This window comes from Colidextribacter sp. OB.20 (genome assembly GCF_009911595.1).
In the GTDB taxonomy this organism is placed as follows: Bacteria; Bacillota; Clostridia; order Oscillospirales; family Oscillospiraceae; genus Lawsonibacter.
The window spans coordinates 1-15,503 of the sequence record NZ_QWKG01000047.1; the positions used below are offsets into that span (position 1 = coordinate 1).

General features: G+C 51.4%; 20 protein-coding genes. 14 read left to right on the forward strand and 6 right to left on the reverse strand.

Annotated features, from left to right (window positions below; genetic code table 11):
* Both D1641_RS12070 and D1641_RS12075 read right to left on the reverse strand, forming a co-directional pair.
* A partial coding sequence (locus D1641_RS12070) for an IS3 family transposase (protein WP_160666020.1) occupies positions 1-533 on the reverse strand: 533 nt, incomplete at its 3' end.
* Positions 533-967, reverse strand: a complete 435-nt coding sequence (locus tag D1641_RS12075) for an HTH domain-containing protein (protein WP_160666022.1) — start codon at positions 965-967, stop codon at positions 533-535. The genes D1641_RS12070 and D1641_RS12075, both read right to left, overlap by 1 nt.
* A gap of 312 nt (positions 968-1,279) precedes the next feature.
* On the opposite strand from D1641_RS12075, the gene D1641_RS19730 reads away from it, so the two are divergent.
* From D1641_RS19730 to D1641_RS12085, 3 genes are all read left to right on the forward strand, one after another.
* Positions 1,280-1,414: a hypothetical protein gene (locus D1641_RS19730; RefSeq protein ID WP_279285687.1), complete on the forward strand. Its 135-nt coding sequence runs from the start codon at positions 1,280-1,282 to the stop codon at positions 1,412-1,414.
* Positions 1,415-1,486: 72 nt separating this feature from the next.
* Positions 1,487-1,981, forward strand: coding sequence for a recombinase family protein (locus tag D1641_RS12080; protein WP_279285689.1), 495 nt, complete (start codon positions 1,487-1,489; stop codon positions 1,979-1,981).
* A 124-nt stretch (positions 1,982-2,105) separates the two neighbouring features.
* Positions 2,106-2,369, forward strand: coding sequence for an alpha/beta-type small acid-soluble spore protein (locus D1641_RS12085; protein WP_160666024.1), 264 nt, complete (start codon positions 2,106-2,108; stop codon positions 2,367-2,369).
* A gap of 266 nt (positions 2,370-2,635) precedes the next feature.
* Here the strand turns inward: D1641_RS12085 and D1641_RS12090 are convergent, their stop codons facing one another.
* Positions 2,636-3,856 carry a hypothetical protein gene (locus D1641_RS12090; protein ID WP_160666026.1) on the reverse strand — a complete coding sequence of 407 codons (1,221 nt, stop codon included), beginning with the start codon at positions 3,854-3,856 and terminating at the stop codon, positions 2,636-2,638.
* A gap of 24 nt (positions 3,857-3,880) precedes the next feature.
* Positions 3,881-4,426, reverse strand: coding sequence for a hypothetical protein (locus D1641_RS12095; RefSeq protein WP_160666028.1), 546 nt, complete (start codon positions 4,424-4,426; stop codon positions 3,881-3,883).
* Between the two features lie 120 nt (positions 4,427-4,546).
* On the opposite strand from D1641_RS12095, the gene D1641_RS12100 reads away from it, so the two are divergent.
* From D1641_RS12100 to D1641_RS12150, 11 genes are all read left to right on the forward strand, one after another.
* Positions 4,547-4,915 carry a helix-turn-helix transcriptional regulator gene (locus D1641_RS12100; protein ID WP_160666030.1) on the forward strand — a complete coding sequence of 123 codons (369 nt, stop codon included), beginning with the start codon at positions 4,547-4,549 and terminating at the stop codon, positions 4,913-4,915.
* A gap of 31 nt (positions 4,916-4,946) precedes the next feature.
* The gene (locus D1641_RS12105; RefSeq protein ID WP_160666032.1) at positions 4,947-5,414 is read left to right on the forward strand and encodes a hypothetical protein; all 468 of its coding nucleotides are present in this window, start codon (positions 4,947-4,949) and stop codon (positions 5,412-5,414) included.
* Positions 5,415-5,713: 299 nt separating this feature from the next.
* A complete protein-coding gene (locus D1641_RS12110; RefSeq protein ID WP_160666034.1) occupies positions 5,714-5,962 on the forward strand; it encodes a hypothetical protein in 249 nt (82 codons plus the stop codon).
* Positions 5,963-6,005: 43 nt separating this feature from the next.
* Positions 6,006-6,620: a hypothetical protein gene (locus D1641_RS12115; RefSeq protein ID WP_160666036.1), complete on the forward strand. Its 615-nt coding sequence runs from the start codon at positions 6,006-6,008 to the stop codon at positions 6,618-6,620.
* The gene (locus D1641_RS12120) at positions 6,604-7,365 is read left to right on the forward strand and encodes an ATP-binding protein (RefSeq protein ID WP_160666038.1); all 762 of its coding nucleotides are present in this window, start codon (positions 6,604-6,606) and stop codon (positions 7,363-7,365) included. The genes D1641_RS12115 and D1641_RS12120 overlap by 17 nt, the downstream gene beginning before the upstream one ends.
* A 116-nt stretch (positions 7,366-7,481) precedes the next feature.
* The gene (locus D1641_RS12125; protein ID WP_201757350.1) at positions 7,482-8,447 is read left to right on the forward strand and encodes a hypothetical protein; all 966 of its coding nucleotides are present in this window, start codon (positions 7,482-7,484) and stop codon (positions 8,445-8,447) included.
* A 2-nt stretch (positions 8,448-8,449) separates the two neighbouring features.
* Positions 8,450-8,824 carry a hypothetical protein gene (locus D1641_RS12130; RefSeq protein WP_160666040.1) on the forward strand — a complete coding sequence of 125 codons (375 nt, stop codon included), beginning with the start codon at positions 8,450-8,452 and terminating at the stop codon, positions 8,822-8,824.
* A gap of 111 nt (positions 8,825-8,935) precedes the next feature.
* Positions 8,936-10,603 carry a recombinase family protein gene (locus D1641_RS12135; protein ID WP_160666042.1) on the forward strand — a complete coding sequence of 556 codons (1,668 nt, stop codon included), beginning with the start codon at positions 8,936-8,938 and terminating at the stop codon, positions 10,601-10,603.
* A 317-nt stretch (positions 10,604-10,920) separates the two neighbouring features.
* Positions 10,921-11,790: a transporter substrate-binding domain-containing protein gene (locus tag D1641_RS12140; RefSeq protein ID WP_160666044.1), complete on the forward strand. Its 870-nt coding sequence runs from the start codon at positions 10,921-10,923 to the stop codon at positions 11,788-11,790.
* A 74-nt stretch (positions 11,791-11,864) separates the two neighbouring features.
* Positions 11,865-12,542, forward strand: a complete 678-nt coding sequence (locus D1641_RS12145) for an amino acid ABC transporter permease (RefSeq protein ID WP_160666046.1) — start codon at positions 11,865-11,867, stop codon at positions 12,540-12,542.
* Between the two features lie 111 nt (positions 12,543-12,653).
* A complete protein-coding gene (locus tag D1641_RS12150) occupies positions 12,654-13,433 on the forward strand; it encodes an amino acid ABC transporter ATP-binding protein (protein ID WP_160666048.1) in 780 nt (259 codons plus the stop codon).
* Positions 13,434-13,465: 32 nt separating this feature from the next.
* Here the strand turns inward: D1641_RS12150 and D1641_RS12155 are convergent, their stop codons facing one another.
* Both D1641_RS12155 and prmA read right to left on the reverse strand, forming a co-directional pair.
* Positions 13,466-14,452: an NAD(P)-dependent oxidoreductase gene (locus D1641_RS12155; protein ID WP_160666050.1), complete on the reverse strand. Its 987-nt coding sequence runs from the start codon at positions 14,450-14,452 to the stop codon at positions 13,466-13,468.
* Positions 14,453-14,561: 109 nt separating this feature from the next.
* Positions 14,562-15,503 carry a 50S ribosomal protein L11 methyltransferase gene (gene prmA / locus D1641_RS12160; protein ID WP_160666052.1) on the reverse strand — a complete coding sequence of 314 codons (942 nt, stop codon included), beginning with the start codon at positions 15,501-15,503 and terminating at the stop codon, positions 14,562-14,564.

The window sequence follows — 15,503 nt, forward strand, 5'->3', positions numbered from 1 at the left end:
CTGAGCACATATGCCAACACCTGTCTGGTAAAGGCGTCTAGGATTGTGGACAGGTAGAAGAATACTCCATTGCAGGGGATATATGTAATATCTGTCAGGAGGACTTTCCTGGCCCCGAGTCCTGTGAAGTCCCGGTTCAGAAGATTCTCTGCGATATGGCTTGTCCGCATTGCTTTCAGCATCCTTCGGTATGGATTTGCTTTTCGAATCGGGCAAGCCAGGCCGAATTTGTCCATGAGACGCCGGATCTTCTTGATATTCATTCTAACCGGCGGATCTTGATGGAGCAGGCGCATATAAATGCTGCGTGCTCCTTTTTGGTAGCCACAGAAGTGGTATGCAGCCAGGATAAGCTCAAAATCGTTTTCATCCTGCTCATCACGCTTTCGTCTTGTTCCCTCCGATTTGAGCCAATTATAGTAGCCAGAACGTGATACTCCAGCTATCTCACACAGACTGGACACGCTTAACCTGTTGTCACTTTTTGACAGAGTATTTTGAATGATCTCGAATTTGGATGACGAAGTTCCCATCACTGCCCACCTTTCTTTGGCGGCTTGTCTGCATTTATAATTTTTTTTAGAAATTCCACCTCCTGTCTGAGATACAAAAGCTCATGCTGCATAAGCTGCATCGCTCTCTTCGGTGTCACAGCGTCATAGTCTGTTGAACCTGGACGAATCTTTTTACTCCGTACAGAACCCTTATGCAGCCCCGCAGGAGATGCCTGCTGTTTTTGAAGATTACGATAAAGGGAATTGACGCACCGTTTTCCAAGCATTTCTGCGTCATATCCCATGCCCTCTACGATTTTTGTTGGAGACATACCGGCCTCATATTGACGCATGAAGCTTTCCTTAAACTCAATGGTAAAACGAATACTATTCTTAAAGACCCGATAGGTATATGGATTTTGCTTTAAGATAGCTCGTTCTTCTTCCGTAAATTCCCTTCGGCCTGTACCCACATGGATCCCTCCCAACTTATTGAATTGATTATACATCAATCTCATTTAGAATGGCATCACATACAGCTTGCCTACAACTATACGCATAAGAATTTGTCCATTTTCAAGGATTCCTTTTTATCTACGTATAATAAATGTCCACACTTTGGGTTTCTTTTTAATCTCCGCAAAGTATGTGTCCATTTTTTGGGATTCCTGTGTAATTACAATCTTTGGCAGCGTATTGTTCCTGTCCATTTTAAGGGATTTCTGGCTGTGACGTAATGTCTTTCTGTCCATTTCCTGGGGTACAGTTTACAGCAAACCATCACCATGGGCCAGGTCACCTACGAGCTGCGGCGGGTCTTTCGGGGGACACGCTCCCTCTCCGAACTGATGGCGGAGCGGCTGGCCCAAAATATTCCAGACACCCAGTCCGTTGACGGAGGCGGTGGCCATGAGGTATAATCAAGCCAGTGGGCCGGTTCACCGGAGGAGGCGAGCAAGAAAACCGGCAGATTCACACTGGGCTTCGCCTACCTGCGGCTGTCCAACGAGGAGGCCCAGGGCGGGGAATCGTCCAGTATCACCAATCAGCGCATGATCGTGCAGAACTACTGCAAGCAGAACAATATCACCCTCGTCCGGGAATTTGTGGACGACGGCTACTCCGGCGGCAACTTCAACCGCCCCGGTTTCAAGGAGATGCTGAAGCAGCTGGAGCAGAGCAGGGCCAATCTGGTTATCACCAAGGACCTGTCCCGGCTGGGCCGCGATATGCGGGAGGCCAGCTACTACAACGAGCAGTTCTTCCCGGAGCACGGCATCCAATATATCGCCATTGCGGACAACTTCGATACAGAGCACGACAACATCATAGCCCTCTTCCTGTTCTTCGCCTCCAGGACGGCTCCCGCAAGGTCAAGGACATGTTGTGGAGCAAGCGGGGGAGCGGCCAATACTGCGCCTGCCCGCCCTACGGTTACTGCAAGGGCCGGGCAAAAGCCCAGCCCCTTACTTTGCTTCTGGATTTGAGCGGCAAAACTAGTAAAAACAGGCATGACGGCGAACAGGTATATCTCCGGGATCCGCGGCAAAGCTATAAGCGGATGTTCCATCCAACCGAAACAAAAACAGATTGAAAAAGGAGAGACGAGTCATGTCTAACAGCAATAGCAATAAGATTATGGTTCCCAATGCCCGCGAGGCTATGAACAAGTTCAAGATGGAGGCCGCCAACGAGGTGGGCGTCAACCTGAAGCAGGGCTACAACGGCGACCTGACCAGCAAGCAGGCCGGCTCCGTGGGCGGCCAGATGGTCAACATCATGACACCCGTACGAACTGCGAGTTATGAGCGGGCCGACCGGACAGCCTTGGGGCATGTCCAACGGATAGAATACGCCGCCCAGCTGGGCGCATAGTGAAAGACAGGGAGCCGAACCCGGCCCCCTGTTTTTTCATGCCCTAACGTCCCCGCCCCAAAAACCTATGGCCCGCAGGCCATCAAAGCGACGCAATCCCCACGGGGCCAGCTTGCCGCATTTCTGAAACTATCGGCGGGGGATTGCATGGAGCGGAACCAACCTTTAACCCCGCCTTGCTCCCAGCCGCCGACAACCGCCCAGCCGCCAGCCGTGGTGGGCCACCAACCTTTAAAAACAAGTACAGTCCATCTTGTTCAACAACATCAATTCTGACTATATCTAAAGAGATGGTAATTATCAACGAAACCGTTAGCAAAAGACATATGATATTCAATCAAAAGTTCCCCGTTTGAAAAGTTACTTAAATCAAAGGTATACCAGATAAGCAGTACATCATCACTCACGTTACCCCCATCTTCGCCGCCATAGCTGTCAATTTTATATGTATATGCGTTGTAGCGATACTCGTCAATGGGGGAAAACTCATAAAACAGTATATCCGGATAAACTTTATCTGGGTAACTACGTTTCATACATGGAATTTTGTTAATATACGAAAATTCTAAAAAGTGTTCGAATCCTACAGAATCGTCCTTTCCATCATAAGTGTATTCTTCAAATGTCCACGTTCCTTTAAGCATTGCCCAAAGATCATCAATCGTTGCAACGGTATTGTTATCTGTTGGAGTCGGCAAAACCTCCACGGGATTAGTCAAATCAGGAGTTTCCCTAAAGCTGGATAAAATGGCGATGACTTCTTTTTCTTCTTGCTCCGTAAACGCTCCATCGGGAGCGTTAGCGATCAAGGAAATATGTCCTGAATACCAAAAAGTGAAGGTCGGGAGTCCGACTATGATTTCTTCCATTTGTTCCCCTGTTTTGCTCTCTGGTAAAAGGGCATATCGTACACTGCCATTTTCGAGCTCAAAAAACTCACCATCTGCGTCCATATCACATGTGGAGGTGTTTTTTAGCTTGGCGACCATAAATGTACCTAAATCAGAATAATTTGTAGCTTGTACATAGCCAGGTTGGAAATTGGCATTAGCTGCATAGGTAACATCAACACGGTTATAAATACGAACACGGCCAGTCAACTCACGCATACCGCCAAAATGCCAATAAGTCACTGTCGCCCCTCGATCGTTTGTTAATACGACTTCTTCGGAGCTAGAGGTAACTTCTTCGCTTGTAACTGTCCAACCGTCGGGATAGTCAAAAAAGAATGTGGGGTAAGTCACAAGGTTTACTTCTTCAAAGCGAGTGGTATAAGTGTGGTTAAGTTCTACTTTTGATGTATCTGCTTTAGATTGGGTAATTGTTCCGATGGACGAATCAGAATCCTTTACTTCACTGCTGTTTGTGCTGTCCGAAGTGTTTAAGGCCCCGCTCGAATTGGTGAGGTTTGCTAATGTTCCACAAGAAGTCAATGTTACTAATATTGTCAATGTGAGTATAGTTGTTACAATCTTGTATTTTGTCATATTGTTCATCCTCCAAAAGTAACTCTATTCTTTGTTTTTGAGAAAGTTAAGCTTCCCAATAAGGAAACGAATCCAAAAAAATGTAAACACAATACATCCTATTGCTAATGATATCGCTATTTTTTCCACCCATTTTCTTATTCTTTCAAACATAGTATCATATTTAGGGACCAGTAAATCATTTAATGCAATGTAACAAAACGGAATTGAAAATAGGATATAAAAGATACCTATCATTCCTTCAATCCCCACGCCCAACGAGTTTTTAATGCCGCCATGTCCAATGCCGGTGTAGTTTAGCACACAGACCACGATAACAATAAGTGCTCCTATAATTCCCGGAATAATAAATTCTGTTCCTTTTCTGAATCTCCCTCCGGCCTCCTTCAGCCTTTTTCGATGTTCCCTATGTTCTTCTCTTAATTTTTCATTTCCGCACTGGTAGCAAAGAATTGTCCCGTATTCGTCTTTTACTGCGCACTCCCTACAAACGCCAACACCACATTTTGCGCAGATAGCTACAGCAGCCCTTCCGGAATGATAATAACACCCGCTCGCTTGTAAACGCATCCTATTTCCCTCCAATATTTATCAAAACTTCTATATACCAGTGATTTCTTGTTTCAGTTGATTATAACACGCTGAAATTTAAAGTACAATAGGGATTATCCGTTATACAGAGGTTTTTCTATGGACATTGAGCTAAATTATCAACTTATTGGAAAGCGGCTCCGTACTCTCCGCAAAAATAAGCACCTGACACAAGAAAAAATAGCCGAGCTTACAGATCTTTCCCCTCAGCATATCAGCGGTATAGAGCGTGGAACGGCACCACTATCCCTTCCTGCGTTGGTGCGGCTCTGTAACGCTCTGGAAACTACACCAGACCAGGTTTTAACAGATTCGTTGAAAGCAGCTGCACCGATCTATCTTAAAGATGTGGCAGAGACTTTTGCTGATTGTTCACCAGATGAATTATTTCTTATGCTGTCACAGGCTGAAAATCTCAAAAAATCCTTACGCCTAAAAAACTATACCTGCCAAGAAAAGAACAACTGAAAGGGATACATTTAGCAAGGAGGATATAAGGGTGGAACCGCAATATATTACTGCTGAAAGATTTGTTTTAACAGATGAAGAAAAAAAGAAATTTGAGGAAGATTACGAATTAACCTCTGATGCCCAGAAGACATATGTGGAGATTATTTTGGGTATTATGCAGAAAATGGGAATTGATGAAGAAGAAGCTACCAGCCTAACATGTTTAAACAAAAAAGTTTTCACCAATCTCAAGAGGGAAGAAAAGGTAAATAGTAAAGTTGATAAAAGAATTATCATTTCGATTGCTGTAGGATTTAGGTTAAATGTTCATATGGCAGAGTATATTTTGGAATCTTGTGGACAACGCTTTAATACTAATGATCGTTTGGATATGGCCTATATATACCTGCTCGAAAAATGTAAAGGAAAAACTATTGAAGAATGTAATGGTGTATTGAGAGATTTAGGTATAGAAGGACGCTATATGCTTGGGGAACTATCCTATAAAAGAACATAAGGCAAACGGTCAGAGTTGTTTAATATGACGATAATAAAAAGTTGAGGATTTGAAGAATCTTATTTGTATCATTTTATCAAACTTTATTAAAGTACTGAAAACTTTTTAAAGTGCTGAACCCCCTGAAAACAGGGGGTTCGGCATTTTTATTTTTGAAAACTAACGAAAACGAGGAAATAAAGTTGATTTGATATACGGAAACAACGAAATTGGAAGAGATGAAGTCAATCTGGCATAATTGGGGCACAGCTGGAAAACGTGGGGCAACGGCCGGCCCCCAGAAAGGAGGTGAGTAAGGCGTGGAGAAAAGGTTTGTTTCACTTGGTCACTGGGTTGACAAAGCCACGGGAACACCTATGAGCCGTCTTGCCGAAATCAGCTCTGGTATCAGTAAACAATCTCAGCCCTATGAGATTGCGGATACCGAAAGCCGGGAGATGGTTGAGGGTACATATCCGGTAGGAACCATTCTTACAGCTACCATGAATCTGACTGTGCAGGAACACCCAGAAGCGCAGAAGGGTTTAAAACTTGGTACATCTAAGTAATTCAACAACCGCCGCCCTTCGGGGCCTACCTGGGGGGCGGCGAATGATAACTAACGAGGTGATTTTCATGAATATCAATGATAGGGTGCGCAAGCTGGAGGAGCAGCGCCGCCGCCGAGACGTGATGGTTTCCCGGCTCTGCGCCAACATCAAGCGCCAGGTGAGCTGGATTGCCACGGTCCTAGCCCTGGTTTCAGGTTGGCTCGCTTGCGCCTATGTAAGAATCCCGTTCCCCGGCGTGGGCAATCTACCTGGGCTGGTGATGATCTGGGACTATGCCATCATGCTTTTGATTCTGCTTTTGTCCATGCTTGCTGCTCTGGTGATACTCACTATGCCGCCGCTGCATACAAAGGATATTGAATCAGGCTTACAGCATATTGCCCTGGTTGATCGCTATGGATTCAGTCCCGCTCTTGTGTTGAATCAAGGCTTGGAGCACAGCAATATTAGGGAGCTGAGATTTTATAGCCGTGGGATTGCGAAAGAGACATGGATAAAGCGGCAATCAGCGGTTGAAGATGTCCTCAATGTTCATTGGATAGAGGAACCACAGTATGGCGGAAGAAGGCGCAACAACCGAAATTATATTGTCCTCATTGTAGCCCCAGGCGCAGAGAGCAAGCGGGAAGAACCGCTATATGACGATGAACTCTAGGCTAATGTTGGGCTATGACCTGGATAAATGGAATCTATGGGGGGTTAAGGAGCCAATTTCTGTTGACATTTCTCCCAAAACAAACAGTCTTATTTCGCTTAACGGTATGTCGGGGTCAGGCAAGAGTTACATGGAACATCAGCTTTTAGCCCGTCTTATTCTGGCCGAGCAAAGGCAGAAGGGGGAGTACTACTTTGCGGACTACAAAGGCGATAATTCATTCTCATACCTCCAGAGCTGTTCTCACTTCTTTACCTATAAAGACAGCTTTACAGCCCTGGATACCGTTCACGCTCGCCTTTTGGCCCGTCAGTCAGGGTCTGATACCACCAATAACCCCGTCACGTTGATTTGGGACGAGTACATGGCCGCAGCACTGAATTTTATCAGCGAGGACAAAAAGGCTGCGGCTGTTATGATGAGCAAGGTCAGTGAAATTTTGCTCTTAGGCCGCTCACTGTCTGTCCGTCTCATTGTGGCCTGTCAGCGGCCTGACGCATTGGCTTTTCCTGCCGGTTCTCGGCTGAATTACGGTGTGGTCTGTGTGTTGGGGGCTGCGGTGCGCTCGATCTATGAAATGCTGCTGCCTGACCATATGGAGCAAGTGAAGGGGCGGAAATTTGAACGTGGCGAGGGTGTCGTATTGTTACAAGGGTCAGAACTGCGATTTATCAAAGTCCCCATGGTGCGGGATGAGGAACGTATGAGACAGATTTGCATTAAGGCATTAGGAGGGCCCATTTAAAGGGCCCCCGCCGCCCGCCGTGCGAAGCGTAAGGCGGGCGGCGGGGTGGCCTAGGCTAGTATTACCCTAGGCCACCTCTGTACCTTGTACCGCATACCGTAGAAAGGAGGAAAATTTTGGATACAAGGCACCGAAAATATATTCTGACAATTAACAATCCCAACCCTGATTGGACACATGAAAAAATCCGGTCGGCACTTGAAACCTTACAACTAAAATACTGGTGTATGTCCGACGAAATAGGGCTTCAAGAGCATACGCCACACACACACGTTTTCTTTGTCGCTAAAACCTCTGCAATCCGCTTTTCCACAGTAAAGGGGCTTTTTTCGACGGCCCACATTGAACCAGCTCAGGGGAACAGCGAGGAAAATAGGGCTTATATTCAGAAGTCCGGCAAGTGGGCTGACGATGAAAAAGCGGATACTTCTGTTCCCGACACTTTTGAGGAATGGGGAGAATTGCCCAAGGAGCACCAAGGAGAGCGAAGAGATTTAGAAATCCTCTATGAGTATATTAAAGAAGGTTTATCCAATTTCGAGATCATGGAACGCAATCCTGATTATTTGCTCAACCTAGAAAAAATTGATAGAGTTCGGCAAGCGATACGAGAACAGGAGTATCGAGAGACATTTCGACAGATCACAGCAACTTACATTTGGGGCCAGACAGGAACAGGAAAAACAAGGAAAATTATGGAAAAATATAGATATTCTGGAGTGTATCGGGTAACAGACTATGCGCACCCTTTTGATTCATACCAGGGTGAGGATGTGCTATTACTGGACGAGTATAACAGCAATTTCAAGATCAGGGATTTGCTGAACTATTTGGACGGCTACCCATTGACACTACCAGCTCGATACAGCAACCGTGTAGCCTGTTTTACAAAAGTCTATATCATTTCCAATTTATGTTTGTCTAAGCAATATCCAGACGAACAGTATAGCTCCCCAGCGACTTTTGCCGCTCTGCTCCGCAGGATACAAAAGGTGGTGCAGTATACCGGCCCCGGGCAATATGTGGAATATGAAACGGCGGAATACATGGAAAATCCGTTTTTGGGCGGGAGGTGGTTATAACAATGTCCCGGAGACGCCGCCACAGTTCTACTAAGGCGTTGCCGCTGGAAGTGAAATCAGAACAGAGAACTCGTGAATCTCTGCCTGTGTTGGGTAGAACGCCCCCTTTTAATCAGCAGCCGCAGCTGCAACCTTTTGAAAAAAATTTTTTGCTGCCGTCTGAATTACAGCGGCAGCAAGTCAAAAGGTATATTTCCCCTCCGTTGGGAAACGCTAACGCAAAGGAGGGGCCGCCTTTGCACACCGCATTTTCACCGATTCCCTACAATCTGATCCGGCAGACCTGGCTTCATTACTACAACGACTATCTGCGGAAAAAGAAGATAATTACAGAGGAAGAATGGCGTAAAATGCGCCGTTTGATTGAGAGAAGTTAAAATAAAAAGTGCTTGAATGAAAATTTCAAGCACTTTTCTATTGCTTTTTCGTCGAAATGTGCTATACTATATATAGATGATGATAAAACGAACTTTGAAGGGAGAACGACCATGGATATACATACCACCCGCCAGCAGTTGAAAACAAAATCAATCTATGACCTTCCCATGCGTGTCACGTTCTACGCCCGTGTTTCCAGTGAAAAGGACGAACAACTTAACTCCCTGGACAACCAAATCACTTATTATCAGGACTTGATCCGTAAAAATCCCGCCTGGGAGTATGTGGAGGGCTACATCGACGAGGGCCTATCTGCCGCCACCACCAAGAAGCGGGAGAACTTCCACCGCATGGTGGACGATGGCAAGGCCGGGGTTTTTGACTTCATCATCACAAAGGAAATTTCCCGGTTTGCCCGTAATACCTTGGATTCTATCAGCTTCACCCGTGATTTGCTCAACGCTGGGGTCGGCGTGTTCTTCCAGAACGACAATATTAACACCTTGGACGAGGACAGCGAGCTCCGCCTAACAATTATGTCCGGTATCGCTCAGGATGAACTTCGGAAGCTGTCCAGCCGTGTTAAATTCGGACACGCCCAGGCTATCAAGAAAAACGTTGTCTTGGGTAACAGCCGTATTTTCGGGTATGTGAAGGACGGCGGTCGGCTGGTGATTGACGAGGACGAAGCCCCCATGGTGCGGGAGCTGTTCGAGCTGTACGCAACTGGAGAATACAGCATGAAGCAGATAGAAACCCTGTTCTGGGAAAAGGGCTATCGCAACCACAACGGCAAAAAGATTGCCCATACCACCATGTCGGGGATGATTTCCAATCCCAAGTATAAGGGCTATTATGTAGGGAACAAGGTAAAAGTGATTGACCTCTTTACCAAAAAGCAGAAATTTTTACCCCCGGAAGAATGGGTTATGTTTAAGGACGAAACAGGCGAGATTGTTCCCGCCATAGTGGACGAGGACCTTTGGGAACAGGCCAACAAGGTTTTACAGAAGCGTAGCGAGGACGTGAAAGGCCGTCAAGGTATCTGTAACCATGCCAACCTCCTGACGGGCAAACTGTTTTGTACAGACTGCGGGACGGCCTACTATCGCCGGGATTCAGTGGACAAGACTGGCAAGAAAAATAGTAAATGGGTCTGTTCCGGGAAAATCAAAAATGGGGCGGATTCCTGCGCTTCCTTCCCGATTTATGAGGAAGAATTAAAACCACTTCTTTTTGAAGTGTTCCAAGAGACGGAAGCGGATGCCGATGCACTTATAGAAGAATATATTGCGATGTATAAGTCCCTGGGGGACGGCGAGGACACGGCAAAGCAAATCACCGCTCTACGGCAACAAATCGAGCTAGCCCAGAAGAAGAAAAGTAAACTGTTGGGGTATAACGCTACGGGCCAGCTCTCCGACCGGGATTTTCTCGCTATGAATAAAGAGTGTGACCGGGAGATGGAGGAAGCCGAGCGACAAATATACGACTTGGAACAACAGCAGCTTTCCAAGGTGGAGTTTAAGAAGCACATTGACACCATTCGCCGGGTGCTTCGAGATGCCAAGAGGGACGCCGCCCAAGGTATCATCAACAAGGAATTTGTAGACCGCTACATTGAGAAAATCTTTGTTACTCCCGAGGATGGGCGGCTAAAGTTGCAAATCAAGATATTTACCGGGGATACAACGGACAAATACCTTGCAAATCTCAGAAGTCGCACGGGTCACACGTTCAAGAAGATGATCGAGTCCTACGAGAACGGCATGAAGTAAGCTGTTTTTCTGAGACAAGCTGACTTTATAACCTGATAGGTCCGGCGGGACCGGGCGTGCAGCTTCATGGGGGCGGCTGTCAGAGGGGACTGGGGTTCCGGTTCCTGGGACAGCTTTCCCTGGGGCGGCGTCCGGCCCCGCTTTTGTTGTTCTGAACGACAAAATGCCGGAAGAACAAAAAGGAGTATTTGTGGAAAAGGTGGAAAAAGCAAAGAATATGCCTGGACCCCTTTACAACAATTCATTAGTGCGCTAAAATACAAAAGTGCTTCTGGCATAACCAGCGGCAGTCTTGAAAAATTGGAGGATACATAACGATGAAGAAAGTATTGTCTTTTGCCATGGCCCTGGCCATGTGCCTGTCCCTGGCCGCCTGCGGCGGGAAGAACAACACCCCCGGTCAGTCCAGCGCCGGCGGCAGCTCCAGCCAGCCCGGCTCCAGCGGTGTGGCCAGCTCCGGCCAGCAGCCCGCCGCCGGGAGCGACCTGGAGTATGTGAAGGGCAAGGGCGCCCTGATCGTGGGCATTACCGAGTTTGAGCCCATGGACTACAAGGACGCCAACGGCGAGTGGATCGGCTTTGACGCCGACCTGGCCAGGGCCTTTGCCGAGAGTCTGGGCGTCACCGCTGAATTTCAGCTCATTGAGTGGGACAGCAAGGTGATGGAGCTGGAGGGCAAGACCCTGGACGTGGTGTGGAACGGCATGACACTCACCGACGATGTGAAGGCCGCCATGGAGTGCTCCAACCCTTACTTCAACAACGCCCAGGTGGTCATCGTAAAGAAGGATGTGGCCGATCAGTACCAGACCGCGGAGAGCATTGCTGACCTGCAGTTTGCCGTGGAGAGCGGCTCCGCCGGCCAGGAGATACTGGACGAGATGAACATCGGCTATACCGCCACCCAGGACCAGGCCACCGCCCTGCTGGAGGTCCAGTCCGGCACCGCCGACGCCGCCGTCATCGACTATCTGATGGCCGCCGCCATGACCGGCGAGGGCACCAGCTACGCCGACCTCACCTTCACGGTCAGCCTGAATGACGAGCAGTACGGCGTGGGCTTCCGGAAGGGCTCCGATTTGGCCGCCGCCCTGAACGAGTTCTTCAAGACCAGCTACGCCGACGGCACCATGCAGCAGATTGCCGACACCTATAAGATTGGCGACAAGCTCGTTGAGCAGAAGTAAAAACAGTCTGAGCCCACAGGGGCCGATGAAATATCGGCCCCTGCTTTTCCTGCGATATGACCTTTTAGGAGTTGATGACCTTGTTTATAACCGTCGTGGGCGCCCTGAACGAGGGCTTTGTTCAAACGCTGGCCCTGTTTGCCGTCACGCTGTTGGGGGCGCTGCCCCTGGGACTGGTGGTCTCCTTCGGCTCCATGAGCCGCTTTACCCCCCTGCGGTGGCTCACCCGCACGGTGATCTGGGTCATCCGGGGCACCCCCCTGATGCTCCAGCTGTACATAATTTTCTTCATCCCTGGCATGGTCCTGCCCTCGGGCAACCCCTGGCCGGCGGGGACAACGGGGCGGTTTATGGCGGCGGCGGTGGCCTTTGTTATCAACTATTCCTGCTATTTCGCTGAGATTTACCGGGGCGGCATTCAGGGCGTCCCGGTGGGCCAGCAGGAGGCGGGCATGGTGCTGGGCATGACCAGGAGTCAGATTTTCTTCAAGGTCACCCTGCTGCAAATGGTCAAGCGGGTGGTCCCGCCCATGTCCAACGAGATCATCACCCTGGTGAAGGACACCTCTCTGGCCCAGGTGATCTCCATTCAGGAGGTCATTTGGGCGGGCAAGGCCTTCTTGAAGAGCTCCCACGGCTATAAGGGCCTGTTGTGGCCGCTGTTCTTTACCGGCGTGTACTACCTGGTATTCAACGGCGGGCTGACGCTGCTCTTTGGCTGGGTGGAGAAAAAGCTGGACTACTTTAAGTAAGGGGCCCACGCGAAAAGGGCCTTGCCCTTTTCGTGGGGAGAGGAAAAACCCCGGAATGAGCGAGCTTTCGGCTTTGCCGGAAGCGAGAGATATGGAGGAGGTTTTGACGACATGCCAGTTTTGGAAGTACATAATATTGAGAAGCATTTCGGCGCCACCCGGGTGCTGGAGGACATCAGCTTCGAGCTGGAGCAGGGCCAGGCCCTTGCCATCATCGGCTCCTCGGGCAGCGGCAAGACCACCCTGCTTCGGTGCCTCAACTTCCTGGAGACCCCCGACCAGGGCCGCATTCTGGTCAACGGCGAGACACTCTTCGACGCCGCCGACCCCGCCACCCAGCGGGAGGGGGAGATCCGGAAGAAGCGGCTCCACTTCGGCCTGGTATTCCAGTCCTTTAACCTCTTCCCCCAGTATACTGCCCTGGAGAACGTCACTCTGGCGGGCCGGTTGCTGGCCCAGGAGCGGCCCGACTTCAAGGCCCGGAAGCGGGAGATTTTTGAGGAGATCGACCGCAAGGGCCTGGAGCTGCTCAGCGAGATCGGCCTGAGCGACCGGGCGGGCCACTATCCCCACCAGCTGTCCGGCGGGCAGCAGCAGCGGGTGGCCATCGCCCGGGCGCTGGCCCTGAAGCCGGATATCCTCTGCTTTGACGAGCCCACCTCCGCCCTGGACCCGGAGCTCACCGGCGAGGTGCTGAAGGTCATCCGGGCTCTGGCGGAGCAAAAGACCACCATGGTCATCGTCACCCACGAGATGGCCTTCGCCCGGGACGTGGCGGACCAGGTGGTGTTCATGGACCAGGGGGTCATCGTGGAGCAGGGCCCCGCCCGGCAGGTCATCGAGAACCCCCGGGAGGAGCGGACAAAGCAGTTTTTGTCCAATTACGGATAGAGGAGGAACGCCGCCCGATGGGCGGCGTTCCTTTATAGTCCGTTCACAATGAAATTGGGCCGCTTTCCCTCCAGCACCAGCTGCAAGTTGGTCCACATGTTTCGGTGAGCCCGGCGGAAGGAGCCGCCGGTGATGCCCCCCAGGTGGGGGGAGCAGACCGCCCGGCCGGCGGCCTCGGGGGGAAGGTCCACCAGGGGGTGGTCGGCGGGGGTGGGCTCGGGGTCGAAGGTGTCCATGGCGATGCCCCCCAGCCGGCCGTCGATGAGGGCCTGGCGGACGGCCAGGTTGTCCACCAGCTGGCCCCGGGCGGTGTTCACCAGGATGGCCCCCGGCTTGACGCGGGAGAGAAATTCCTCATTCACCATGCGGGTGGTCTGGCTGTTGACGGCGCAGTGGAGGGAGAGGATGTCGCATTGGGCGGCCAGCTCCTCCAGGGGGAGATAGGTGATCCCCAGCTCCGCCTCTGTCTCAGGGGGACGGCGGTGGGCGGTGTAGTAGCGGAGCTGGCAGCCGAAGGGCCGCAGCAGCTGGGCTGTGGCCATCCCTATGTCCCCCAGGCCGATGAGCCCCACGATCTGCTCCCCCAGCTCGGGGGCGCTGGAGGCCATGACCCGCTCCTTAAACTGGATCTGCTCCCCGGCCCGGACGGCGTTGTGCCCGGTGACGCCGTGGCGCAGAGCCATGAGCATGAGCATAAGGGTGTGCTCCGCCACTGAGACGGCGTTGCAGCCCTTGTTATTGCACACAAAGACGCCCTTCTCCCTGGCGGCGGCGGTGTCGATGGCGTTGAAGGCCACCCCCTCGGAGTGAATCAGCTTTAAATTGGGCAGAGCGTCCATCATCTCCCGGCCTACCGGGGTGATGGCGTCGGCGAAGATTGCCTCCGCCTCGGGATGGTCCTTCGCCGCCTGGAGGTCGGACTCCCGGGAACAGAAAACCGTCTCCACCGGCAGGTCCTTCACAAACTCGGGCATGTACAGGTCGTAGCGGGCCTTGGGCCCAAAGATTAAGATTTTCATTCTAACCACCTCAGAAACAGTGCTTAGGACGGCGTGCCCAGTGGTCACGCCCTACAACCGGCAAAACTGCGTGTAGGGCGCGACGACCCGGCGCGCCGCATTTCAGATGTTACAATTTCGCCTCCAGGGCCGCCCAGCCGTTTTTCTCCCGTTTCCGGATGACGGTCAGCCCGGCCTCTTTCAGGGCCGCCTCCACCTCCTGGGTCCGGGTGTCGATGATGCCGGAGCACAGGAACACTCCGTCCTCCTCCAGCAGCCCGGGCACCTGGGGGGCCAGGGGGATAATCACGTCGGCCACGATGTTAGCCAGCACCAGGTGATATTTTTTCTCCCCCAGCTCGGCGGCCAGGGCCTTGTCGGAGAGCACATTGCCCGCCCGGACGGTATAGCGGTCCCTGCCGATGCCGTTGAGAGCGGCGTTCTCATAGGCCACATCCACCGCTTTAGGGTCGATATCCACCGCTATGGCGCTTTTCGCCCCCAGACACAGGGCGGCGATGGACAAAATCCCGCTGCCGCAGCCCAGATCCAGCACATCCCGCCCCGGGACAGTGTGCTCCTCCACCCCCTCCAGACACAGCTGGGTGGAGGCGTGGGAGCCGGTGCCGAAGGTGAGGCCGGGGTTGAGGTAGAAGGGCACCCGCCCCGCCGGGACGGGCTCCTCCCGCATCCACTGGGGCACCACATAGAGCCGGGAGCCGACCTCCAGGGGCTTGTAGTACTTCTGCCAGCTGTAGGCCCAGTCGTTGTCGGAGAGGGGGGTTATGGTGTACTCCTGGTCCAGCCCCCGGGTGTATTGCTCCAGCTGCTGTTTTCCGTCCTCGTCGTCAGTGACGTAGAACTTCACCCGGGTGACGCCCTTCATCCGGTCCAGCAGCTCCTGGTCCACATAGTCCCAATACTGCCGGTTCTGCTCCAGGAAGGTGAGAAACTCCTGCTCGTCCTCGATGACCAGGCCGTCCATCCCGGCGGCGGCCAGCTTTGCGCACACCTGGTCCAGCCGGTCCGGGGTGGTGTTGACGGCCACTTCCAGCCATTTGATCTCGTCCAT